This window comes from Stutzerimonas kunmingensis, assembly GCF_002929225.1.
Classification (GTDB): Bacteria; Pseudomonadota; Gammaproteobacteria; order Pseudomonadales; family Pseudomonadaceae; genus Stutzerimonas.
In genome coordinates, this window is the sequence record NZ_PISM01000014.1 from 624289 (window position 1) to 647049 (window position 22761).

Sequence of the window (22761 nt, forward strand, 5' to 3'; positions counted from 1 at the left end):
GCGCAGCGGCTCAGCCGGCCGTAACCGTCATGCCGCCATCGGCCATGACCACCGAGCCCACCATGAAGCTGGCCCGCTCCGAGGCGAGAAAAGCGACGATCTCGGCGATCTCCTCCGGTTGCGCCGCGCGCCCGATGGGTGCGGCTTCGCCATGCTGGGCAAGAAAGCCCGGCCCGTCCTCGACCACGTCGTTGAGGATGTTGGTCACCACATCGCCAACACCGATGGCGTTGACCCGGATGCCATGCTCGATCGCCTCCAGCGCCAGCGTGCGGGTCAGCTGCGCCAGCGCGCCTTTGGATGCCGTATAGGCGGCGATGGTCGGGAAGGCGAAATAGGACGCGTAGGAAGCGATGTTGACGATCGCCCCCGAGCGGTTGGGCATCATCGCCTTGACCGCTTCGCGACAATGCAGGAACGCCGCCGTGGCATTGACCGCCTGGATGCGCTCCCAATCCTCGCGGCTCATGTCCACCACTCGCTTGTTGATGATGATGCCGGCGTTGTTGACCAGGACATCCAGCCGGCCGAAATGCTCGATGGCCAGGCCGACCGCACGTTCGGCTGCGCCATCCTTGGTAATGTCCGCCAGCAGCGGCACCAGCCCCGGCCGAGCGAGATCCTCGACAGCCGGATTGATGTCTTCGGCGATGACCTTGGCACCCCGATCGTGCAACAACAAGGCAATCGCCCTGCCGATGCCGCTGGCGGCGCCGGTGACCAGCGCGACCTTGCCTGCAACTTCCTGAACGACGATGTGATTCGAATCAGTCATGGTGCTCTCCTCTCTTTCGGGCTGCGCCACGAGGCGCGATGGGTTAACTGTCTCCCATCGCCGGAGGCCGGGCTTTCGCACGCTTGCGCTGGCTGTTGCGGTTTTGCGCGCAGCAGTGATCTGCCGGCGCGCAGGGTCCTGCGCTAAACTTTCCGCGCTGAACGCTTTCAAATGTTTGCCAGGAGCACGTCATGCCGCGGTCATCACAACCGCCGCCACGACCCCATGCGGGGCAGACCAGCCCCCAGTCGATGAGCCATTACCTGCCTGGTGAAGCGCGCGCGACCGCACAGCAGCCGCCGATGCAGGACGTGGTGGTGCAGCTGTTCAGCCATCGCACGATCGTCGAGCCGATACAGGTACCGGCAGTGTTGGAGCCGCTGCTGGTGCTGGTACTGGCCGGTGCGGCACGAGTCGAGGAACGTGCGCCGGGTGGGCAATGGAGCGCAGCAACCGTCAGCGCCGGCGACTTCTTCCTGACCGATACCCACGAGCCGTACGAAATGCGCTGGCAGACGCTGGAAGGTGAGCAATTCGAGGTGATGCACCTGTATCTCGGCCTGCCGCTCATCGACCAGGCCGCACGGGAACTGCTCGGGCCGCAGAGCACAGCGGTTGCCTTGCGGGACGTCTCCGGCGCCCACGACGACACGGTTCGCTGGTTGATGGAGAAGCTGCACCACGAGCTGGTCGAGCAGCGCCAGCCCAGCCCGCTCTGCGTTCGCGGCCTGGCCCAGGCACTGGCCGTGCATCTGGTGCGCCACTATCGGGATCGGCAAGACGCCGTCCGGCGCAGCAACGCCTTGCCGGCCTACAAGCTGCGCCGGGTCGTCGAGGCGATGGATGCGCAGTTGGCCGACGATTTCAGTCTTGCTCAGCTGGCACGAACCGCCGAGCTGAGCGAGTACCACTTCAGCCGGATGTTCAAACGAGCCACCGGGCTTTCGCCGTCTCAGTACTTCATCGGCCTGCGCATGGCACGGGCGCGACGGTTGCTGATTGAAACGCAGCGCAGCGTCATCGATATCGGGCTGGAAGTGGGCTATTCGAGCCCGAGCCACTTCTCCCAAGTTTTCCGCCGCGAGGTGGGCGTTACCCCCAGCGCCTATCGCCAGGCATGAGCTGCCTTTCCCTGGCGCCAGAACGACAAAACCCCGGCCATGACGACCGGGGTTCTGTTTGCGCAAACCCGACGGTCGCCGGGTTTGCATAACGCAGGCTGATCAGCGCTTGGCGACCAGATCCTTCGGCAGCTTGAAGGTCCAGAGCATACCGCCCTGGTTGAAGTCCTTCACGCGCTTGGCGACCTCGCCGCCCCACAGCGGTACCGCACCACCCCAGCCGGAGAGAACGGAAACGTACTGCTCGCCATCCATTTCCCAGGTGACCGGAGAACCGATGACGCCCGAGCCGGTGTTGAACTCGTAGACCTTCTTGCCGGTCTTGGCGTCGAAGGCCATCAGGTAGCCCTCAGGGTTGCCGGTGAACACCAGATTGCCCTTGGTGGCCAACACGCCGCCCCACAGCGGAGCGTAGTTGTTGTAGCGCCATACTTCCTTGCCGGTCTTCGGATCGATTGCGCGCAGCACACCGATGAAGTCGTCGTTGAGCGGCTTGATGGTGAAGCCAGCACCCAGGTAGGCGGCACCCTTCTTGTAGGATACGCCTTCGTTCCAGATGTCCATGCCCCACTCGTTGGACGGCACGTAGAACAGGCCGGTGTCCTGGCTGTAGGCCATTGGCATCCAGTTCTTGCCACCGAGGAAGGACGGTGCGACGAACACCGACTTGCCCTTGTCCGCGTCGGCAGGATTGCCCGGGCGGTGGGCTTCGTCGTAGATCGGACGGCCAGCCTTGTCCAGGCCCTTGGCCCAGGTGATCTTGTCAACGAACGGGAAGCCACGGATGAACTTGCCGTTGGTGCGATCTAGCACGTAGAAGAAGCCGTTACGGTCTGCCGTGCCGGCAGCCTTGATGGTCTTGCCGCCGTCCTTGTAGTCGAAGGAGATCAGCTCGTTGACGCCGTCGAAGTCCCAGCCGTCATGCGGGGTGGACTGGAAGTGCCACTTGATCGAGCCGTCATTCGGGTCCAGCGCCAGACGCGAGGACGAGTACAGGTTGTCGCCAGGGCGCAGGTGCGAGTTCCACGGCGCCGGGTTACCGGTACCGAACAGCAGCGAGTCGGTGTCCGGATCGTAGTAGCCGCCCAGCCATGGAGCGGCACCGCCGGTCTTCCACAGGTCGCCCGGCCAGGTCTTGCCGGCTTCGCCGCCGGAGATGCCGCTCTCGACCTTCTTGCCGTCTTTCCAGACGTAACCCATGTGTCCTTCCACGGTCGGACGGGTCCACAGCAGCTCACCATTCTTCGCGTCGTAGGCCTCGACCTTGCCGACCACGCCGAACTCACCACCGGAGACGCCGGTGATCAGCTTGCCGTTCACCACCAGCGGCGCGGCGGTCAGCGAGTAACCGGCCTTGTAGTCGGCGACAGTCTTCTTCCAGACCACCTTGCCGGTGTCCTTGTTCAGGGCGACCAGCTTGGCATCCAGGGTGCCGAAGATCACCAGATCGCCATACAGCGCAACACCACGGTTGATCACGTCACAGCACGGCATGATGCCGTCGGGCAGGCGGGCATCGTACTGCCACAGTTCCTTGCCGGTACGGGCGTCCAGTGCATATACACGCGAGTAGGAGCCGGTGATGTACATCACGCCGTCCTTGATCAGCGGCTGCGCTTCCTGACCGCGCTGCTTTTCACCGCCGAGAGAGAAGCCCCAAACCGGTCGCAACTGATTGATGTTATTGGTATTCAACGTGTCCAGCGTACTGTAGCGCTGGCCCTGCAAACCCAGACCGTTGGTGACGATCTGATCGGTGGATTTGGCATCGTTGAGGATTTCCTGGTCGGTTACGGCCCAGGCGTGCAGGCTGGACATCGCCACCGCGGCGCATAGCGCCGTCAAGGCGAAGGGCTTGCGAAGACCGGTGTGCTTCATTGCGGCTACCTCTGCGGGTTCATTGTTATGCCGGGAAATTTTCCCGGTCTGTTGTTGATTCTTGGTTTGCACCGCCTCGCCAACAATTGCCCGCAGTACCGATTTTCCTCCTCCCTTGGTAGCAATACGCCGCCGCGGCCCACGAAAGACGCGTGATTCCGCCAGCTGCCAATGCCGGGCGGCACCGAAAGTCGCACCTATTCGGCCGGAAAAGACAATTCCGCCAGGCCCACCCTACCCCCTAAAACGGATGCCCCCTCGCTCAGAAGGATAAGAGCCATGCTTCGCCCTACCCTGATCATCGCCTTCCTCGTCTTCACACTACAAAGCGCCCATGCGGCCGAACCGATCCGTCTGGGTCTCAATTACCCGAGCACCGGCAACTACAAGTCCGAAGGTCTGGAGCTACGCCGTGGCGCCCTGCTTGCCGTCGACCAGATCAACCAGGGTGGTGGTTTGCTGGGCCGACGCCTGGAGCTGGTCAGCCTGAATTCGGCAGCGCGCGCGGAAAAGGCGCGTGCCAACGTCGACCGTTTCGCCAAACAGGGCGCAGCGATGATCTTCGGCGGCGCCAACAGCGAAGAGGCGATGAGCGCCGGCCAGCGCGCCCGCGAACTCGGACTGCTGTACTTCCCCACCCTCGGCTACGCCAACGAGATCACCGGACGAGACGGCCATCGGCATCTATTCCGCGAATCCAACAGTGCCTGGATGAGCGCGCGGGTACTCGGCGAGTACCTCAGCTGGCACATGCCCAATCGCCGCTACCACTACATCAGCCTCGACGATGCCTGGGGCCACAGCATGGAGCAGGCCCTGCGTGAAGCGACCAAGAGCCGCGACCGCGCACGCCACGGCTACTCGAAGATCGCCGCGCGAGGTGCCCGCCGCGATGACTACCTGAGCGCACTGCAGAAGGCTGCCGCCAGTGATGCGGATGTGCTGGTGATCGTTCTGCTCGGCCAGGATCTGGTGCAGACCATGCGCCTGGCGCACACCCTGGAGCTGGGCAAGCACATGCAGATCATCGCGCCCAACCTCAACCAGAGCATCGTCGAGCAAGCCGGACCGCTGGTGATGGAAAACGTGATCGGCACCGAAGCCTGGACCTGGCGGGTACCGCAGCGCGAGAAAAGCGAAACCGGTCAGGCGTTCGTCGAGCGCTACATCGCCTTGCATCAGGCCTACCCCGGCAGCACCGCGGCGTCGGCCTACGGCATCGTCCGGCAGTGGGCCGATGCCGTGCGGCGGGCGGGCCGCCTGGATAGCGAAGCCGTCATCACCGCGCTGGAGAACCATCGCTACAGCCTGTTGAAGGACGAGCAGTACTGGCGCGACTTCGACCACCAGAACGTCCAGAGCATCTACGCGGTACGGGTACGCGAGCGCAACGAGATCATGCAGGATCGCTTCAAGCAGGACTACTTCACCATCATCCATCGCATGGATGGCGAGGAAGCCGCGCCTAGCCTGGACGACTGGCAGCAGGAGCGCGGCGATCAGCTACAGCTGCAGTGACCGGATGCAGCGACTGGAGTGGAACACCAATAGGCGCGCCGCGGGCGCGCCTTCACTCGTCGACGCGCTGCAGCGCCATCGCTTCATAGCGCGGATACAGATGGCTGACGCTACGGATCAGCTCATAGCGGGTCAGGCTGATGCCGGCGAAGCGCTCGGGAATCGGGCTCTGGATCACCTCGTTCATGTCCGCCCCGCCGTTGGCGGCTTCTCGCAACAAGCCGTCCAGCCAGCCGAGGTAGTCGCGCATCTGCACGAACGGCTCGGCATCATCGGCCACCGGGCCATGGCCAGCGACCAGGCGTTTCCAGGGCAGCGCCTCTAGGGTATCGAGGTCTTCCAGCCAGACATCCAGGCCTGGGCTGTTGGGCGTGGTCAGCGCGCGTTGGTAGAACAGGATGTCGCCGGCGAAGAGCACGCCACTGCGTTCGTCGAGAATGGCCAGATCGGCACCGGTGTGACCGCGCAGGGCGAGCAGGCGCAGGGAGCGCCCGCCGATCTCCAGCGTGCCGGGCGCCAGGGTCTCGGATGGCAGCACCACCTCCGTACCGCGCATCCAGTCACCTACCAGGCGGTACATGTTCTCGGCCATGGCATTGCCCTGCTCGCGCAACAGCTCGGTCGTACCGGCGAGCGCGGCGATGGGCACATCGGCAAATGCCTGGTTGCCGAGGACGTGGTCGGGGTGATGATGAGTCAGCAGCAGCTTGATGACCGGACGATCGGTAACGCTCGCGATAGCCGCGCGCATCGCCTCGCCATAACGCCGCGACGGGCCGCTGTCGATCACCACCACGCCGGCCGCGGTGACGATGAAGCCGGTGTTGACGATATTGCCGCCGTTGGCCTTGTCGAAGTTGTCGGTCGAGCCTTCCAGCAGCCACACGTCATCGGCAATCTGCCGCGGCTGCAGCGTGTAACGCAGCTCGGCGTGTGCGGGCAGGGTCAGACAGAACGCGAACATCAGGAGCAACAGGCGCATGACGCCTCCTTGGCTTGGTTGCTGGCTCTCGGAGAGAACGCGAGCTGGTCAGCTCAGAGCGCGGCTTCGAACTCGTTGCCGTTGTTGTCACGCAGCCACAGGCGGGTGTCCTGCGCGCCGTTCACTTCCAGGCTCAGACTCGGGTTTTCGGCGACCGCCGGATACAGTTCCAGCTCCGCCAAGACCTGACCGTCGGCATCGCGCAGCTCGGCCTGGTTGAGAAAGAACTCGGGAATGCCGCCGACCAGGCCGTTATCCATCGGATGGGAGACCTGCAGGCGCAAACGACTGAAATCGCCACGGGCGAAGCGCCCACCGATGACCTCACCGAGGCGGTCTTCCCAGCCTGGCTGGGCACGCACCACGCTCGGCGCCGTACAGCCGCCACCGGCAGCATCGACCTTGGCCGAGCCGATGTGCCAGACACCGTCACGGGTCAGCACCGCCGCGCGGATCGGTGTCGCCTGTTCCACACGTATGCGAATGGCGACCAGCGGCACGACCTGCTCGCCAGGCGTGAAGGTGAAAATCCGTGGGATGGGATTGAGGTCGGCCCAGGCCTCGATGCGCACCACCTCGTCACCGAGGGCTCTGGCATCGATGTGCACCGGCACCTGTCGCGAATCCTCGGCGAATGGCGGCATCTGGACCTTTACGCGCTCGTCGAACACATAGGGCTCGCTGTTGAGCAAGCCCTTGTGGTGGTATTCCCACATCACCGATTGCAGCGGATCGGCCTCCGCCGCCAGGGCGCTCGGCGCGTGAAAGACCATCAGCAGCAGCAAGACTCGGACGCTCATGTCGACTCCTCGAACAGCGATCCGCAGCGGGATCGGCATGGCGCGACCGGTCAGCGCCCGGCCACGTCGCTCTCTACATCCTGGTACAACCCGGGCAGCTCGTAGCTCAAGCCGTAGCTGGCGTAGAGCTTTTCCAGCTCGCCTTCAAGAATCAGCGGCTCCAGCACTTCTTCCAGCGCGTACGCCAGCTGCCGGTTGGATTCGTGCACCGCCATGCCAAGATCCCATACCTGCTTGCCCATGTTCGGGTAAGCGTTCTCGGCGAGTTTCAGGTGCTTGTCGTCGGCTTGATCGAGCAGCCACTCGATCTCCGCGCGCATGGCCATGGTGGCGTCCACCTCGCCCTGTTGCAGCGCAGCGAATGCCTCGCGGATGCTCGGGTAGTGGTGGGTGTGCTTCGCCAGTCGGCCCTCGAATACCGAAGACAGGTAGAACGAGGGCACGCTGTCCACTTCGACGCCGATCGGGTGATATTGAAAGACCGCCACGCTCGGCACCTCGTCGATGCGGCGGTCGTCATACGCGGTCTGCCAGCGCTCGCGCTGGTAGGGCGCGAACATCACCACCAGCTCGTTGATCACTTCCCCCAGCTCGTTGCGCTTGTAGGCGAACTCGCGGTCGTAGGGCACACGCAGCATCACGTCTGCCAGCACACCAGGCCGCAGGTAGTGGCCCTTCCAGATGAAGTTGCGCAGGTCGTCGTCGAGGGTTTCGTCCGGCGTTACCCACAGCACTTCCAGCTTCAGGTCCAGCCCCTCGGCGAGCTTGCGTGCGAGTTCCACATCGACACCGCGCGGCTGGCCATCCTGCTGGTAGCTGTACGGCGGGAAATTCTCGTACATCGCCACCTTGAGCACGCCGGATTCGATGATGTCATCGAAGGCGCGCACCTTGACCACGTCCGCCTGCGCCAGTGCGCAGCACAGGGCCAGCCACAGCGACAGAACCAGCCGGACGGCGTTCATCACTGCTTGGCCGCTTCGCTTTCAATATAGGTCCGGATCGCCCACAGCGCTTCCTGGCTGAGGGTGTCGGCCATGCGCGGCATGTACACGGCACCGTCACGGACCGCGCCATTGATCACGCGCTCCTTGTACCACTCGTCGCCGTCGTAGCTGGCTTCCAGCTCACGCAGGTCGGGGGCGATACCGCCTGAAATGGCTTCCAGACCGTGGCAACGCGCGCAGTTCTGGTTGTAAGCGGACGAACCGATCTCGACCGCCAGGTCGTGGTGCTCGTTGGGCGCACGATAGGGGTTCTCGTCCAGCCATTCTTCACCGAGTTGCGGCAGGCCCTTGGTGTTGACCGCTTGCGGCGTCACGTCGCCATGCGCCAGAACCAGGCCGGACATACCGAGAACACCCGCTGCCAGCAGTGAGCGCAAAAAGATCTTGTTATTCATGACTACCACCCTCTATTCGAGAACCTGTGCAAGGCAGCCCCATCGGAGCGCATGGTGGTCATGTTGGCCGTGTCAGTGCATCGGCAGAATCCTGCTTTGGATGCCTGCATCTCCTCCCTTGGTACTGGGTTTTGCTACCGCCTCCCGCCCCCCAGAGGTAGCAAGGCTAAATCAGCAGGGTTCGGGAAGGATTCCCGGTATCGGCGGGAGCTTTTCCGTGTCGGCGCCCATGGCGCGCTCCCAATAATCGAATCGCCAGGCCACCGGCATACGGCGGCCTCGTCCGAATCGACCAAGGGAATCGCAACCATGACAACAAGATCGCACCCCGGCAGCAAACGCCCCCTCGCCATTGCCGTGCAATGCCTGGCGCTGACCGGCAGCCTCGCGTTGGCCGCAGCCGCCCAGGCCAAGCCGGTCAGCTGGGAAGACATCGCCAACGATCACCTGTCCACCGAGAACGTCCTGCAATACGGCATGGGCACCAGTGCGCAACGCTGGAGCCCGCTGGCACAGGTCAATGAAGACAACGTATTCAAGCTGACCCCGGCCTGGTCGTTCTCCTTCGGTGACGAGAAACAGCGCGGCCAGGAATCCCAGGCCATCGTCCATGATGGCGTGATCTACGTGACCGGCTCCTATTCGCGCGTCTTCGCCCTCGATGCCAAGACCGGCAAGCGCCTGTGGAGTTACGCCCATCGCCTGCCCGACGACATCCGCCCGTGCTGCGACGTGGTCAACCGCGGTGCCGCCATCTACGGCGACAAGATCTACTTCGGCACCCTCGACGCCCGTGTCGTGGCGCTGAACAAGGACACCGGCAAGGTCGTCTGGAACAAGAAGTTCGGCGATCACGGCGCCGGCTACACCATGACCGGCGCACCGACGCTGGTCAAAGACGCCAAGACCGGCAAGGTGCTGCTGGTACACGGCAGCTCCGGTGACGAGTTCGGCATCGTCGGCAAACTGTTCGCCCGCGACCCGGATACCGGCGAAGAAGTCTGGATGCGCCCCTTCGTCGAGGGCCACATGGGTCGTCTCAACGGCAAGGACAGCACGCCGACCGGCGACATCAAGGCGCCGTCCTGGCCGGACGATCCCAACCACCCGACCGGCAAGAAGGAAGCCTGGAGTCAGGGCGGCGGCGCGCCGTGGCAGAGTGCGAGCTTCGACCCGGAAACCAACACCATCATCGTCGGTGCCGGCAACCCCGCCCCGTGGAACGGCTGGGAGCGCACCAGCGATGGCGGCGACCCGAAGGATTACGACAGTCTCTACACCTCCGGGCAGGTCGGTGTCGACCCGAGCACCGGCGAGGTGAAGTGGTTCTACCAGCACACCCCGAACGATGCCTGGGACTTCTCCGGCAACAACGAGCTGGTGCTGTTCGATTACAAGGACAAGAACGGCAAGACCGTCAAGGCCACGGCCCACGCCGACCGCAACGGCTTCTTCTATGTTGTCGACCGTAAGGACGGCAAGCTGCAGAACGCCTTCCCCTTCGTCGACGGCATCACCTGGGCCAGCCATATCGATCTGAAAACCGGTCGACCAGTGGAGAACGAGGGCCAGCGCCCACCCAAACCGGAGCCGGGCGAGAAGCACGGCAAATCGGTTGAAGTATCCCCACCCTTCCTCGGCGGCAAGAACTGGAACCCCATGGCCTACAGCCAGGACACCGGCCTGTTCTACGTACCGGCCAACCACTGGAAAGAGGACTACTGGACCGAGGAAGTCAGCTACAAGAAGGGCTCGGCCTATCTCGGCCAGGGCTTCCGCATCAAGCGCATGTACGACGACCACGTCGGCATCCTGCGCGCCATGGACCCGACCACTGGCAAGGTGGCCTGGGAACACAAGGAAAAACTGCCATTGTGGGCCGGCGTGCTGGCAACCAAGGGCAACCTGGTATTCACCGGCACCAGCGACGGCTACTTCAAGGCCTTCAACGCAAAAACCGGTGACGAGCTGTGGAAATTCCAGACTGGCAGCGGCGTGATTTCCCCGCCTGTGACCTGGGAGCAGGACGGCGAGCAGTACATCGGCGTGACGGTCGGTTACGGCGGCGCCGTGCCGCTGTGGGGCGGCGACATGGCCGTACTGACCAAGCCGGTCGCCCAGGGTGGTTCCTTCTGGGTATTCAAGCTGCCGGATTGGGAGAAGAAGACCGCCAAGCGATGAGCCGAGCCGTGCCCGCCACCGCGCGGGCACGCCTCTTGTTTTCAACGTACAGCGGCTCGCGTGGCGCGTCTGGCCCAGCCGGCTCCGGGTTGGCGCTCTCGTCGACAGGCCAGAAACGCCACGCGACCGCTTTTCTCTATTGCCCTGCCCCAGGTGACTTCCCATGAACAGCCCTAACCGCTTGCTCCTGCCACTGGCCCTGTTCGCCAGCGCGTCCGCCTTCGCTGCGGATGACGGTCCTCTGACGATCAACGGCTGCGTGCTCCAGCCCGAGAGCCAATGTGCCAACGCCGATCTGCGCGGCGCCGACCTCAGCAATCAGGACCTGCGCCGCATCAACCTCGCCGGTGCCAACCTCTCTGGCGCCAACCTGCGCCACGCCAACCTCGACCTGGCCAATCTGGAAAAAGCCAACCTAACCGCTGCCACGCTTAACCGCGCCAGCCTGCAACAGGCCAACCTGCGCCTGGCCAATTTCACCGATGCCCGGCTGATCGCCATCCAGGGCTGGGGCCTGTTCGCCCAGGCCGCCCAGTTCAAGGGAGCCGACCTCACTGGCGCCTACCTTGAGTTCGCCCGCATGAGTGGCGCCAGGATGCACGGCAGCACGCTGCACGCCGCCGACCTGGAAATGACCTGGCTGAGCAAGGCCGATCTCGAGGGTGCCGATCTGACCGACGCCAACCTGCAGGAAGCCAAGCTCAACGACGCCAACCTGGGCAACGCCGTGCTAACCGGCGCGCGCCGGCACTACGCGACGTTTCAAGGCACCAACATGGAAGGCTGCAAGGACTGCCCGGTCGATTGGGAGAAATGAAACCGCCGATAGGCCAATTCAATCGCCGGTATAGAGCAAACCATTGGCTGGCAACTTCAGGAAAATGACTCAGGCGCCGATCAAGTGACTGGGCTGTCTTGCCCTTCACCGGATGCCAATAAATGTTCAACAAGAACCTGAAACGGGAACTGGCTGAATTGCGCGAGGAAGCCGCAGTCAATCAGCAGATCAAGAACTCGTTGTACAGGGAGATGATGGTCCTGGAACTGGACCCGCAAGGACGCATTCAGCACGCCAACGAGCTGTTCCTCAGCGAAATGGGTTATCGCCGCGACGATCTCATCGGCCGCTCCGTCGACGACTTCTTCAGCCAGCAGTTTCGTACCGAACCGAACTACTCACGCCTCAAGACCGCCATGCAGCGCGCGGAGCACATCAGCGGCGCCTACCGACTGCTGCAGGCTGACGGCCAGGAAGCCTGGCTGCGTTCGATCTGGCAGCCGATCACGGGCTCGGATGGCACGTTGCACCACTTCACGCTATGCGCCACCAACCTGACCCGCACCATCGAGACCTCACGCGAGCACGAGAGCGTAATCAACGCGCTGTTGCGCTCCACCGCGGTGATCGAGTTTGACCTCGGCGGGCATGTCATCACCGCCAACCAGCGGTTCCTCGACGGCATGGGCTACCGCCTCGAGCAGATCAAGGGCAAGCACCACCGCATGTTCTGTGAGCGTGAGGAAAGCGAGTCGCCGGCCTATCGCGAATTCTGGGCTAGCCTCAACCGTGGCGAGTACATCGCCGAACGCTTCAAGCGTATTGATGCCCACGGCCAGACCGTCTGGCTCGAGGCTTCCTACAACCCGGTGCTCGATGCCTACGGCAAGCTGTACAAAGTGATCAAGTTCGCCACCGTCATCACCGACCAGGTCAGCCGGGAGATGGCCGTGGCCGACGCCGCAACGATTGCCTACGACACCTCCCAGCACACCGACCTCAGCGCCCAGCGCGGCGCGCAAGTGGTCCAGCAGACGGTCGAAGTGATGCATCGCATCGCCCAGCAGATGCAGGAAGCCTCCGACGGTATCGAGGCGCTGGACAAGCAATCGCAGCTGATCGGCGCGATCCTCAAGACCATCAGCGGCATTGCCGACCAGACCAACCTGCTGGCCCTCAACGCCGCCATCGAAGCCGCACGGGCCGGTGATCAGGGCCGTGGCTTCGCGGTGGTGGCCGACGAGGTTCGCCAGCTGGCGGCCCGCACCAGCAAGGCCGCCGAAGAGATCGTCGGCGTGGTGCAGAAGAACCAGGACCTGGCGCAAGCCGCCGTGCACAGCATGAGCGCGAGCCGTGACCAGGCCGAGCAGGGACTGGAATTCGCCAACCAGGCCGGCGCGGTGATCGTCGAGATCCAGGACGGCGCGCAGCGCGTGGTCGGCGCGGTCGGGCAGTTCGCCAGCCAGTTGAAGAACTGATGGCGAGCCTGTCCACAGCAGATCGGCACATGAGGGATGGCCGCGCTACAGCCGAGTCGGCACCGCTGCAGGCTGACTCGATCATCAGCGTTCGGAGGACGCCAGCTTGACGCAGAAGCTGATCATTCATATCCGCCAGCATCCGAATGTCGACGGGCTGCCGCGCTTCGACGGGCTGACGTCGCCGAGCATCGTCACCCCCGCGACAGCGGACGAGTTTCACGCGGCGGTGGAGGAAATCATGAGCTTTGCCTGCATCGGTTTCGATACCGAATCCAAACCGACCTTCAAGGTGGGCGAAGTCTCCAGCGGTCCGCACCTGATCCAGTTCGCCACCCCGGCAAAGGCCTACCTGTTCAGGATCGGCATGCCCGGCTGCATCGAAGCGGCCAGCGCAATCCTGCAATCGCCCGCGCTGGCGAAGATCGGTTTCGGGCTGAAGTCGGATCGTTCCAGGCTGCAAGGCAAGCTGGGCATCCGCCCGATCAGGCTGCTGGACCTGGGCTCGGTACTTCGCTATCAGGGCAAGAAGGGTCAGGTCGGCCTGCGCGGTGCGGTGGCCGCAGTGCTCGACGCACGGATCGAAAAATCCCGCAGCGTGGCCACCTCAAACTGGGCGAATCCCGAGCTGACCGAGGCACAGCAGGCCTACGCGGCCAACGACGCCTACGCCGCGCTGTGCGTATTTCTCGGTCTGAGCGCAGACCAACAAGCGATGCTGCTCGCAGCGCTACCGCGCTGACAGGGCTTCGGCGGCGGCAGTCAACAGGAGTCAGGCCAGCCCATGCGCCCGGCGTTGCAGGAAGGTCAGTGCGGCATACGCCAGGACGCCCAGCGCCGCCGACAGCCACAGCGCCCGCGTACCGAAGTCGTCGATCAGCAGCGCGAACACCAGCGGCGAAAACGCTTGGGCGAAACGTGCCGGTACCATCAGCAGCCCCTGGCGCAGGCCATAGCCATGGGGGCCGAATATCGCCAGCGGCAAGGTCCCTTTGGCGATGGTCAGAATGCCGTTGCCGCCGCCATGCAGAAGCACGAATGCGGTGGTCGCAGGCGCACCCACCAGCATCACGCCAGCCGCGCCGATGGGATGGGCGATAGCGGCGAGACGGGCCGAGATCAGTGGATGGAAGCGCTGCAGCAGGACGAACTCCAGGCAGCGCGCCCCGACCTGGGCCGGTCCGACCAGCGCCGCGATTCCGATGGCCGCGGCCGCTGACAGCCCGGACTCCTGCAACAGACGTGGCAGGTGCGCCGCCATCGCCGTGCTGGTGAACCAGGTGGCGGCGAAGACGAAGGCCAGCAGCGCCATGGTCGATCCAGCACCCGAACGATCGTTTGTCTGCGCTTGCTCTGCCGGGGACGGGGCCGGCTGCACGCCAACCGGAATCAGCAGCCGGTTCAATGGCAGCCCGAACAGCAGGTGCGCCCCGGCCCATGTGAGGCAAGTGGCGCGCCAGCCGAACTCGGCATTCAGCCAGCCGCTGATCGGCCAGCAGACTGTACTGGCGAAGCCGGCGAGCAAGGTGATGCCGGTGATCGCGCCGCGTGCATTGCGACCGTAGATGCCGGCAAGCGTGGAGAAGGCCGACTCGTAAAGGCCCAGCGCCATGCCGATGCCGATCACCAACCAGCCGAGCCAGAGCATCAGCGGTCCGTTGGCCAGGCCGAGCAGGGCCAGGCCGAGGGCAAAAACGATGCTGGAAAGCGCCAGCACATAGCGCCCGCCATGATGGTCGATGCGCTTGCCCGACAGCGGCCCGAGGACGGCCGTGACGATCAGTGCCAGGGAAAATGCAGCGAATACATTGCCGGTGGAAATGCCCAGCTCGCTCGCCATCGGTTCGGCGAGAATGGCCGGCAGGTAGTAGGTCGAGCCCCAGGCCAGGGTCTGTGCACTGCCGAGTGCAAGAACGATGCGCAGACGTGACCGCATGCTCAGCGGCACCCGCCAGCGGCACGTTGCGAGACGAGGGGGTAATGATGGACGCGGTTCATCCGTGCTCCTGTGCTGCCGTCAACCAATCGGCCAAGCTCGCCAGGATACGCAATCGCCCGTGACGATTTCACGTCAGAACCTTGAACAGCGAGCACACCGAACACCGCAGCCAGGCCGGACGCGAACATGCCGGGCGCAAAGGCCCGGCATGCTCGGTGGTGCTGCGACTGATCGGTTATAGCGCATCCCAGCGATAACGCACGCCCACCCAGCCCGCCCGGGGCGCGCCTGGGGCGATGAACTGCTCGTGGCGCCATTCATCCGGGTCCGACTCGAAAGCGTTGCCAGCACCGACGAAGGAGTTCTCGGCCAACGCACCGCCGGTGGCGTACCGCTTGTCGAAGAGGTTGTCGACCCGGCCGAACAGCGTCCAGTCACGGGCGAAGCGGTAATCGGCAGTGAGGTTGACCACCGCGTAACCTGGCAGCTTGCCGCTGCCCTCTACCTCGTCGTTGGGCTGATGACGGTTGTTCTCGTTACCGCGCACGTACTGCGACGAGTACGCCAGGACGCTGGTGCCTACTCGCAGGCGCTCATTGAGATTCAAGTTCAGCCCCAGCTTGAGGTTGTGCTTCGGCAGGCCTGGCAGATAGTCACCGCTGGACACGCGGATCTCGTCGTCCGGGCAGCCGCCCTCGCCTTCGGTGCTGTTGTTCTCGGCGAGAATGCAGGCCCCGGAGCGGAAGGTGGCGTGCAGGAAGGTGTAGTCCACCCGCCAGTCGAATGGCCCCTGCTCGCCGGCCAGACCCAGTTCGATGCCCTGGCGGCGGGTGCGACCGAAGTTGGTGAAGTAGCCCATGCTGCCGCCGGTGCCGACGAACAGCAGGTCATCATGGTTCACGCTGCGGAAAGCCCCGAGGTTCCAGCGGGTACCGCCGGCCAGTTCGCCGCGTACACCGACCTCCAGCGTGCGGGTGACAACCTGCTCGAGGAAGGGGTCGGCCGCCATAGCGTTTGGCAGGCTGCACGGGTTTGCAGGGTCCGCGCAGCCCAGCTCGATTGGCGTCGGCGCGCGGTTGCCCTGAGAGAAGCCGCCGTAGACCGTCAGCGCCGGTCGCAGCTGCCAGGCAAAGCCCAGCGCGGGATTGAGTTTGCGATAGGTGAAGTCGCCATTCAGCGCATCGCCCATGCGATCGGTGTTCACCACGCGGGTGCGGTTGTAGCGCAGCGATCCGGTCAGCTGCAGCGCGTCGGTCAGCGCCCAGGTGTCGGTGGCATAGAGGCTGGAAGTACGGGTGCGCCCCAGCAGGCTGTTGGCCTGTTCCTCCTCTTCGCTGGCGGCGATTCCGCGCTCGTCGGTCAGCTCGCCGCCCTGCTCGCTCTGGTGGAAGCTGGCGCGGGTGTTGTCGTGGGACAGTCCGAAGGCGAACTGATGCGCACCTACATGCCGCGCCCACTGCAGCGCCAGACCGTAGGCACGTTGCGCGGTGCGGGTACGGTTCAGCACGCCGCTTTCCGGCCCTTCGCCGATAAAGCCGCCGTCTTCCCACGCCTCGTATTCGTCCTCGTACTCATCGTTGCCGTCGCCATTGAGCGTCGCGGTACGTGTGCGGCGCAGATAGATCGTGCCGGAAAGCCGATCGTTGTCGTTGAGCCAGTGGCTGGCGGACAGGGCCATCAGGTGGCTGCGGTTCTCGGTCTGGTCGGGATAGGTGAAGATCGACTCGCGCCGCTGGTCGTACATGCTCTCCGGGATCAGGCCGTTGCCGATCAGGTCGTTGTCGGCGTGCGCCAGCGTCAGGGCCAGATCGGTGGTATCGGTGGTCCAGGCGAACTTTCCGAACAGCTGGCGGACCTCGGATGGCGAGTGGTCACGCCAGCCGTCCTCGTCCATGCCCTCGGCGGCCAGGTACCAGGAAAATTCCTCATGGCTGCCACCCTGTTCAATGGCACCACCCTGGCGTCCGAACGAGCCGCCGTAGAGCTCCGCCGAGCCACCGGGATGGGTATCGCCACGCTTGGTTTGCAGCGCCAGCGCGCCGCCCAGGGTGTTCAGGCCGTACAGCGGGTTCGAGCCCGGCACCAGGGCCATGTTGGCGATGGCGGTATTCGGGAGCAGGTCCCAGTGCACCACATCGCCGAACGCTTCGTTGACCCGCACGCCGTCGAGAAACACCGAAAGCCCCTGTGGCGTGCCGAGCAGCGGCGAGGCCGTGAAGCCACGATAGTTGAGGTCCGCCTGGTACGGATTGCCCTGGATCTCGTTGATGTTGACGCTGGGCAACCCGCGCTGCAGTTTCTCGGCCAGCGACTGGCCGCCGAGCCGCCGCAGGTCCTCGTCATCCAGCGACTGGATGTTGGACGGTACCTGATCCTTCGGCAGCTCGATGCCCGGCAACGGTGTGGTACCGATCACCTCCTGACTGCCGAGATCGAGCGTCTGCTCGGCATGAACGGACGCCGGCAACAGCGCGGCGATGGCGAGGGACAGCAGCGTACGTCGGGGCGTCGCGCTGCAACAGAGCTGGTACGGCATGGGTGGTCCTTGTTCTTGTTGGCCAATCGGACTGGCCAGGCCACCCGCATTAGCAACGCGGCAAGAACCGCGGACAACCGCATGCTGGCAACCTGCCAGACGCGATTATCAAGAGCCGCGGCGCGATGCCGACAGGGAAGAATTCCCGGCTCTAGCGGGAAAAATTCCCGGCCGCATGGAGATTGGTCTTACGACCAGCGCACTAGCTCGGGCCCACGACTTTCGCAAGGCACAAGCGCCCCGTCCGCCTGTTACAGGCGGGCAGGTGCTTGGGAAAAATTGGAGAGGTGCTGCGGCTTCAGCACACGGACATGTCGCGCTGCATACAGAGGCAGCGCGGCAGGAAGCCGAAACAGCTGTGGGCCGATCAGGCCTCGCACACCATGCGGTCACCGACGCGGAGCAAGCCCTGGTCGATGGCCAGGTGCACGAGCTCGGCCTGGGAGCTGACCTCCAGCTTGCTTTTCAGCAGGGCCATATGGTTCGAGACGGTCTTGCTGCTGATACACAGCCGCTCGGCAATCTCCCGATTGCCTATGCCACGCGCGAGCATGATGAAGATTTCCATCTCACGAGGTGTCATTTCGCCCAGTCGCCCCTTGATTGGCGACTGCGAAGGCCGCTGGCAGGCCAGATCGGTCGCCAGCGGCTGCTCGATGAAGGTCTGCCCGGCAAGCACCTTGCGCACCGCCTCCACCAGCACGTCCGGCGCGCAGCGTTTGGTCAGGTAGCCGGAGGCACCGGCATCCAGCGCCTGCCGGACCAGTGCCAGCTCGTCGTGCATGCTGAACACCAGCACCGGCAGCAGCGGCAACCGCTGACGCAGGCGCCGGCAGGTTTCCAGTCCGCTGATTCCCGGCAGTCCGAGGTCGAGCACGACCAGGCTGGGAATCGATTCCTGCACCTGCTCCAGCGCCTGCTCACCGCTGGCGGCTTCACTGACTGTCACCTCGGGAAGCAGAGCCTTGAGCAGGCTCGCGTAGCCCTGACGCACTACTGCGTGATCATCCACCAGCAGAATCTTCATGACGTGGCTCCTTGCAAAGGCAACTTGAGATAGAGCGCCCAACCCTTGCCGGCGCGGTGGCGCACGCGCAGCCGGGCACCCAGACAGCGCGCGTGCTCGACCATCGAACGCAGACCGACGCCCGGCCGTTCTGGCGGCAGCCCATGGCCATCGTCCCGTAGCAACAGGCGCAGCCCGTTGTGATCCCCAAACAGATGCAGGCACACGCGAGTCGCGCGCGCATGCCGCGCCACGTTGGTAAGCGCCTCCTGCACCATGCGATAGAGATGCACCTTGGCGTCCATCGACAGCGCTGGCATCGGTCCACGCAGCCGGACTTCGCACTCGATGCCCTGGGTGCTCTGCCACTGCTCGGCGAGTTGCCCAATGGCGTCTTCCAGGTTCAGGTGATCGAGCATCACCGGATACAGGTCACGCACCAGCGTGCGAAATCCGTTCTGCAGATCGAGGCTATGTTGCTCAAGGTGGGCCGCGGTATCGCGAACGGCGTCGGGCTGGTCCGCCTGGACGCGCAGCAGACAGGCGCGCGCGCGGATGCCGGCCAGGTACTGGCCGAGGTCGTCATGCAGCGCTTGCGCCAGACGGGTGCGTTCACGTTCCTGCAGCGCCAGCAGCGCCTGGGTCAGTTGCTCATTGTCGGCCCGCGCATCTTCGAGTGCAGCGGCCATGTGATTGAAGCGTTCGGCGAGCCTGCGCGACTCGGCGAAGCGATGCGATGGCAGGCGGGTGTCGAGTCGGCCGTCGGCGATGCTCACCAGTGCACCAAGCAACTCGCTGAGCACTCGCATGCCCGGACGCACGGCCCAGCGGATCGCCAGCAGGCAGAGCAGCAGCGCCAGGCCGAACAGCACCAGCAACTGCAACAACGAATCGCTGACCTCTTCGACTTCGTCATGCGGATCGACGCTGATGTGCAGCCGCTGGCCGTTGGAAAGCTGAAGGACGCTGGGTGACGACAGTTCGGCGGGGTACAGCCAGGACCCGAGCCAGTCGTCGAGCGCTGGATCGACCCCGACGGGCATCGATTCAGTGGCGTCCAGCCAGCGCACACGAATGTGGCGCAGGCTATCGGTCAGGCCCGGGCGCAGCGAGTCGGGATCGCGCTCGGCCATCTCGCCGAGATAGCCAACCACCGCCGCCGCGGCATCGAGCTCACGCTTTACATCGTGGGCGGCCTGGCGCAGCAACACCGCCAGACAGACCATGGTGATCAGGGTGAAGAGCAACGTGACCAGCAGATTGATTCGCCAAAGTGCGGACATATCGGCAACTCCCCGTGATCAGCGCCGAGCGCCAGTCCGCTTCACTTGACCACGAACCGGCCTTCCATGCCCTTGTTCTGCAGCCCCTTGCAGTAGAACGGGTAGCTGCCCGGCTTGACGGGCAGGAAGAAGATTTCCGCCTCGCCGGCATCCTCGAACTCCAGCTCGACCAGCGTGATCGCCTTGATCTCCACACCACCGGCCTCGACCTTGCGCAGATAGATCGACTGGGCGAACTCGGGCGCCTGGAACGCGCACTCCTTCTGGCCATCGGAGCTGACCTTGAGCTGGTAGGCGACGCCGGTTTCCAGCTGATATTCCTTCTGCGACACCGCGTAGTCGCTCTGCTCGGAACCGAACTTCAGATCCGGCAAAGCCTGCGTACGACGGGTCAGGTCGCCAGCGGCGTGGCTGTGATCGAATCCGACCAGGCTGCCAACGAACAGCAGGTTGAGCAACAGCGCTTTGTAAGTGGGCATGGGAATGGCCTCGTTATTGTTTTCGGTGTCGCCATCCTAAGGCGCCCCGCCCTGCCCAGCTTCCTACCTTGGTAGCGCTCTGGTGCCGATGAATCGGGCGCGGCGGCCACTTTCATGGCAGCTGTGGCGAGTCGAATTCAGCCGAATACCGGCTGCGCCGCCCGCGGCGGCAGCCTGGCGGCGCAAATCCCGCGTGCCGTGCGAGCCGAATCAGTACCAAGGTCGCAGTACCAAGGTACCGATCAACTTCCGGCCAGCGCGGCCGCAATATCCAGGTATGCATGATGCCGATTGGACATCATCCGATCTCTGGCCGCCCCACGTGAGACCGTCAGCGTCCCTGGGCCGCCACCGCTGGTTCTTTTGCGTTATCAGGAGTAGGAACCGTGATGTCTCTCAAATCCATACAGCAGCGAATAGCGATCACCGGCGGCTTATGCCTGCTGGCAACCGCTGGCATCTTGATTGGCTACAGCGTCTACCTTGCCAGCTCGACCCAGGGCATGGTGTCCGACCGGGTCAGTCAGCAGGCGCAGGAAGATGCCTTGCAGACCCTGCAGCACCTCGGCGGGAAATACGCCGGAGAAATCCGCTCCGAGTTCACCGAGGCGCTGGAAGCGGCGCGGGGCATGGCGACGACCTTCGCGGTCGGCAAGCTGAACCCAGTGGGTTCGGGTGGGCTGCAGATTGGCCGGGACGAGGTGAACTCGATTCTGCTCAACGTGCTGAAAAGCTATCCGGACTTCAACGGCACCTACTCGTGCTGGGAGCCGGACGCAATCGACGGCCAGGATTTCCTATTCACTGGTGGCCAGAACGGTAACAACGAGCAGACCGGTCGCTTCACGCCCTACTGGACGCGGGGCGCAGCAGCCGCTGGTCGAGTACGACACCATGGACAAGCACCCCAACGGCGTACTCAAGGGCGGCTGGTACATCGGGCCGCGGGAAACGCTCAGGGAGAGCGTGCTTGGCCCGCTGCCCTACATCGTGCAGGGCAAGCAGGTATGGCTGGCGACGCTTTCGGTTCCGATCATCGTCGATGGCCGCTTCATGGGTGTGGCGGGCACCGACTACAACCTCGACTTCGTGCAGAAGATCAGCCAGGAAGTATCCGGCAAGCTGTTCGAGGGCCGAGGCGAAGTGGCGATCATCAGTGACCAGGGGCTGATCGTGGCGGAGAGCCGCTCGCCAGACCTGATTGGCCAGCACTTCCAGAAGGTATTGCCAAACGAGTGGCAGACCGCCCTGAGCGCCGTGCAGAAAGGCGAAGAACTCGCCCGTCTGGACGCGGACGGCACGATCGTGGTGTTCGCGCCTATCGAGCTGGGTCGTACCGGCAAACCCTGGTCGATGATGCTGAAGATCAACAAGGAAATCGTGCTGGCCAAGGCCAACGAGCTGAAGACCGAGATGGACGCCAAGAGCGATCGGAGCATGCTGCAGCAGATCGGCGCAGGCGTGCTCATCTCGATCCTCGCCGTGCTTGCGCTGTGGTTTTCTTCCCGCTCGGTCGCCCTGCCCATTCGCAAAGCCGCGCAGCTGGCCGGTGCCATTCAGAAAGGCGACTTTTCCCAGCGCCTGGCGCACCAGTCCGCGGACGAAGTCGGCCAGCTATCCGCCAGCCTCGACCGAATGGCCGACAGCCTGCAGGAGCAGGTACACGTGGCCGAACGCATCTCCCAGGGCGACCTGGCGGTGGAAGTCCGTCTGGCCTCGGAGCACGACCAGCTCGGGCTTGCGCTCAGGCGAATGGTCGACAACCTTAACGAGTTGGTATCCCAGGTCCAGCAGAGCTCAGGGCTGATCAACGACAAGGCCGGCCAGGTGACGAGCCTCAGCCAAGATCTTTCCAGCGGCGCAACGGAATCGGCCTCCGCGGTGACTGAGATCAGCGCCACCATCAACCAGATGGCTGCGCAGATTCGCCAGACCTCCGAATACGCCAGCGAAGCCAACGCCCTCTCGCGCGATTCCGAGCATTCGGCCCGCGGTGGCAACGAGTTGATGGTCACCCTGAAAGCGGCAATGCAGGAGATCAACCAGTCGGGCCTGGATATCACCAACATCATCAGGGCAATCGAAGAGATCGCCACGCAAACCAACCTCCTCGCACTGAACGCGGCCATCGAGGCGGCCCGTGCCGGCGAGCATGGCCGCGGGTTCGCGGTGGTCGCCGATGAAGTCCGTCAGCTGGCAGCCCGCAGTGCCGAGGCCGCACAGCGCTCTACCCGTCTGATCCAGGAGTCCAATGCGCGGACGATCAAGGGCATGGAGCTCACCGACGACACGGCACGGGCGCTGGAAGCGATCGTTCAGGGCGCGGCACAGGTTTCGCAGCTGGTCGACGAGATCGCCTCGGCGTCGAGCCAGCAGGCGTCCGGTATCGAACAGGTCAGCCTGGCCATCGGCCAGATCGATGAAGTGGTGCACCACAACAACAGCAACTCCGAGCAATCGACGCAGGCCGCACAGGAGCTGACGCAGCAAGCGCAGCAGATGATCGTGCAGGTCGGCCGATTCAAGGTCAGGCGAGTCCGCTAAGGGCCGGGGCGGCGCAGGGCCTGCGCCGCCTTTTCATCGTCACTTCTACGACCTTGGTACA

Annotated in this window: 17 protein-coding genes and 1 pseudogene; 7 read left to right on the forward strand and 11 right to left on the reverse strand. The window is 64.1% G+C overall.

The window, feature by feature from the left end; all coding sequences use genetic code 11:
- Positions 1-10 precede the first annotated feature (10 nt).
- Complete coding sequence (locus tag CW305_RS09490) at positions 11-775, reverse strand: SDR family NAD(P)-dependent oxidoreductase (RefSeq protein WP_104097745.1); 765 nt, start codon at positions 773-775, stop codon at positions 11-13.
- A gap of 251 nt (positions 776-1026) precedes the next feature.
- On the opposite strand from CW305_RS09490, the gene CW305_RS09495 reads away from it, so the two are divergent.
- Positions 1027-1896, forward strand: a complete 870-nt coding sequence (locus CW305_RS09495) for a helix-turn-helix domain-containing protein (protein WP_090520435.1) — start codon at positions 1027-1029, stop codon at positions 1894-1896.
- Positions 1897-1998: 102 nt separating this feature from the next.
- On the opposite strand, the gene CW305_RS09500 is transcribed toward CW305_RS09495, so the two are convergent.
- The gene (locus CW305_RS09500) at positions 1999-3774 is read right to left on the reverse strand and encodes a PQQ-dependent methanol/ethanol family dehydrogenase (protein ID WP_104097746.1); all 1776 of its coding nucleotides are present in this window, start codon (positions 3772-3774) and stop codon (positions 1999-2001) included.
- Between the two features lie 279 nt (positions 3775-4053).
- Here CW305_RS09500 and CW305_RS09505 point away from each other — a divergent pair, with 279 nt between their 5' ends.
- On the forward strand, positions 4054-5292 hold the full coding sequence (locus CW305_RS09505) for a substrate-binding protein (protein WP_104097747.1): 1239 nt from the start codon (positions 4054-4056) through the stop codon (positions 5290-5292).
- A 52-nt stretch (positions 5293-5344) separates the two neighbouring features.
- Here CW305_RS09505 and CW305_RS09510 read toward each other — a convergent pair whose 3' ends face one another.
- From CW305_RS09510 to pedF, 4 genes are read right to left on the reverse strand one after another with little or no spacing between them, the layout of a single operon-like run.
- Entirely contained in the window at positions 5345-6274 is a 930-nt protein-coding gene (locus CW305_RS09510; RefSeq protein WP_104097748.1) for a quinoprotein relay system zinc metallohydrolase 1, read from the reverse strand.
- A 53-nt stretch (positions 6275-6327) separates the two neighbouring features.
- Positions 6328-7074 carry a quinoprotein dehydrogenase-associated SoxYZ-like carrier gene (locus CW305_RS09515; protein WP_104097749.1) on the reverse strand — a complete coding sequence of 249 codons (747 nt, stop codon included), beginning with the start codon at positions 7072-7074 and terminating at the stop codon, positions 6328-6330.
- A 50-nt stretch (positions 7075-7124) separates the two neighbouring features.
- The gene (locus CW305_RS09520; RefSeq protein WP_104097750.1) at positions 7125-8039 is read right to left on the reverse strand and encodes a substrate-binding periplasmic protein; all 915 of its coding nucleotides are present in this window, start codon (positions 8037-8039) and stop codon (positions 7125-7127) included.
- Complete coding sequence (gene pedF / locus CW305_RS09525; protein ID WP_023445273.1) at positions 8039-8476, reverse strand: cytochrome c-550 PedF; 438 nt, start codon at positions 8474-8476, stop codon at positions 8039-8041. The genes CW305_RS09520 and pedF overlap by 1 nt, the downstream gene beginning before the upstream one ends.
- A gap of 309 nt (positions 8477-8785) precedes the next feature.
- Between pedF and exaA the strand changes: the two genes are divergently transcribed.
- The 4 genes from exaA to CW305_RS09545 all read left to right on the forward strand — a co-directional run bounded on the left by exaA (position 8786) and on the right by CW305_RS09545 (position 13655).
- The gene (gene exaA / locus CW305_RS09530; RefSeq protein ID WP_104097751.1) at positions 8786-10657 is read left to right on the forward strand and encodes a quinoprotein ethanol dehydrogenase; all 1872 of its coding nucleotides are present in this window, start codon (positions 8786-8788) and stop codon (positions 10655-10657) included.
- A 163-nt stretch (positions 10658-10820) separates the two neighbouring features.
- A complete protein-coding gene (locus CW305_RS09535) occupies positions 10821-11474 on the forward strand; it encodes a pentapeptide repeat-containing protein (protein ID WP_104097752.1) in 654 nt (217 codons plus the stop codon).
- A 122-nt stretch (positions 11475-11596) separates the two neighbouring features.
- Complete coding sequence (locus CW305_RS09540; protein WP_104097753.1) at positions 11597-12913, forward strand: methyl-accepting chemotaxis protein; 1317 nt, start codon at positions 11597-11599, stop codon at positions 12911-12913.
- Between the two features lie 106 nt (positions 12914-13019).
- Positions 13020-13655 carry a 3'-5' exonuclease gene (locus CW305_RS09545; RefSeq protein WP_104097754.1) on the forward strand — a complete coding sequence of 212 codons (636 nt, stop codon included), beginning with the start codon at positions 13020-13022 and terminating at the stop codon, positions 13653-13655.
- 30 nt (positions 13656-13685) lie between these two features.
- Here CW305_RS09545 and CW305_RS09550 read toward each other — a convergent pair whose 3' ends face one another.
- From CW305_RS09550 to CW305_RS09570, 5 genes are all read right to left on the reverse strand, one after another.
- Positions 13686-14849, reverse strand: coding sequence for an MFS transporter (locus CW305_RS09550; protein WP_104097755.1), 1164 nt, complete (start codon positions 14847-14849; stop codon positions 13686-13688).
- Between the two features lie 238 nt (positions 14850-15087).
- Entirely contained in the window at positions 15088-17388 is a 2301-nt protein-coding gene (locus CW305_RS09555; protein WP_104097756.1) for a TonB-dependent receptor, read from the reverse strand.
- Between the two features lie 367 nt (positions 17389-17755).
- The gene (locus CW305_RS09560; protein ID WP_023446938.1) at positions 17756-18415 is read right to left on the reverse strand and encodes a response regulator transcription factor; all 660 of its coding nucleotides are present in this window, start codon (positions 18413-18415) and stop codon (positions 17756-17758) included.
- Positions 18412-19677 (reverse strand): HAMP domain-containing sensor histidine kinase, encoded by a 1266-nt coding sequence (locus CW305_RS09565; protein WP_104097757.1) that lies wholly within the window; start codon positions 19675-19677, stop codon positions 18412-18414. The genes CW305_RS09560 and CW305_RS09565 overlap by 4 nt, the downstream gene beginning before the upstream one ends.
- 41 nt (positions 19678-19718) lie before the next feature.
- Positions 19719-20156, reverse strand: coding sequence for a cupredoxin domain-containing protein (locus CW305_RS09570; protein ID WP_014820096.1), 438 nt, complete (start codon positions 20154-20156; stop codon positions 19719-19721).
- A gap of 389 nt (positions 20157-20545) precedes the next feature.
- Between CW305_RS09570 and CW305_RS09575 the strand changes: the two are divergent.
- A pseudogene (locus CW305_RS09575) lies at positions 20546-22700 on the forward strand (methyl-accepting chemotaxis protein).
- The last annotated feature ends 61 nt before the right edge of the window (positions 22701-22761 follow it).

What these genes read in the sequence shown, in the direction of transcription:
- CW305_RS09490 (WP_104097745.1), bottom strand. Translation starts at nt 775, where the DNA reads ATGACTGATTCGAATCACATCGTCGTTCAGGAAGTTGCAGGCAAGGTC.
- CW305_RS09495 (WP_090520435.1), top strand. Translation starts at nt 1,027, where the DNA reads ATGAGCCATTACCTGCCTGGTGAAGCGCGCGCGACCGCACAGCAGCCG.
- CW305_RS09500 (WP_104097746.1), bottom strand. Translation starts at nt 3,774, where the DNA reads ATGAAGCACACCGGTCTTCGCAAGCCCTTCGCCTTGACGGCGCTATGC.
- CW305_RS09505 (WP_104097747.1), top strand. Translation starts at nt 4,054, where the DNA reads ATGCTTCGCCCTACCCTGATCATCGCCTTCCTCGTCTTCACACTACAA.
- CW305_RS09510 (WP_104097748.1), bottom strand. Translation starts at nt 6,274, where the DNA reads ATGCGCCTGTTGCTCCTGATGTTCGCGTTCTGTCTGACCCTGCCCGCA.
- CW305_RS09515 (WP_104097749.1), bottom strand. Translation starts at nt 7,074, where the DNA reads ATGAGCGTCCGAGTCTTGCTGCTGCTGATGGTCTTTCACGCGCCGAGC.
- CW305_RS09520 (WP_104097750.1), bottom strand. Translation starts at nt 8,039, where the DNA reads ATGAACGCCGTCCGGCTGGTTCTGTCGCTGTGGCTGGCCCTGTGCTGC.
- pedF (WP_023445273.1), bottom strand. Translation starts at nt 8,476, where the DNA reads ATGAATAACAAGATCTTTTTGCGCTCACTGCTGGCAGCGGGTGTTCTC.
- exaA (WP_104097751.1), top strand. Translation starts at nt 8,786, where the DNA reads ATGACAACAAGATCGCACCCCGGCAGCAAACGCCCCCTCGCCATTGCC.
- CW305_RS09535 (WP_104097752.1), top strand. Translation starts at nt 10,821, where the DNA reads ATGAACAGCCCTAACCGCTTGCTCCTGCCACTGGCCCTGTTCGCCAGC.
- CW305_RS09540 (WP_104097753.1), top strand. Translation starts at nt 11,597, where the DNA reads ATGTTCAACAAGAACCTGAAACGGGAACTGGCTGAATTGCGCGAGGAA.
- CW305_RS09550 (WP_104097755.1), bottom strand. Translation starts at nt 14,849, where the DNA reads ATGCGGTCACGTCTGCGCATCGTTCTTGCACTCGGCAGTGCACAGACC.
- CW305_RS09555 (WP_104097756.1), bottom strand. Translation starts at nt 17,388, where the DNA reads ATGCCGTACCAGCTCTGTTGCAGCGCGACGCCCCGACGTACGCTGCTG.
- CW305_RS09560 (WP_023446938.1), bottom strand. Translation starts at nt 18,415, where the DNA reads ATGAAGATTCTGCTGGTGGATGATCACGCAGTAGTGCGTCAGGGCTAC.
- CW305_RS09565 (WP_104097757.1), bottom strand. Translation starts at nt 19,677, where the DNA reads ATGTCCGCACTTTGGCGAATCAATCTGCTGGTCACGTTGCTCTTCACC.
- CW305_RS09570 (WP_014820096.1), bottom strand. Translation starts at nt 20,156, where the DNA reads ATGCCCACTTACAAAGCGCTGTTGCTCAACCTGCTGTTCGTTGGCAGC.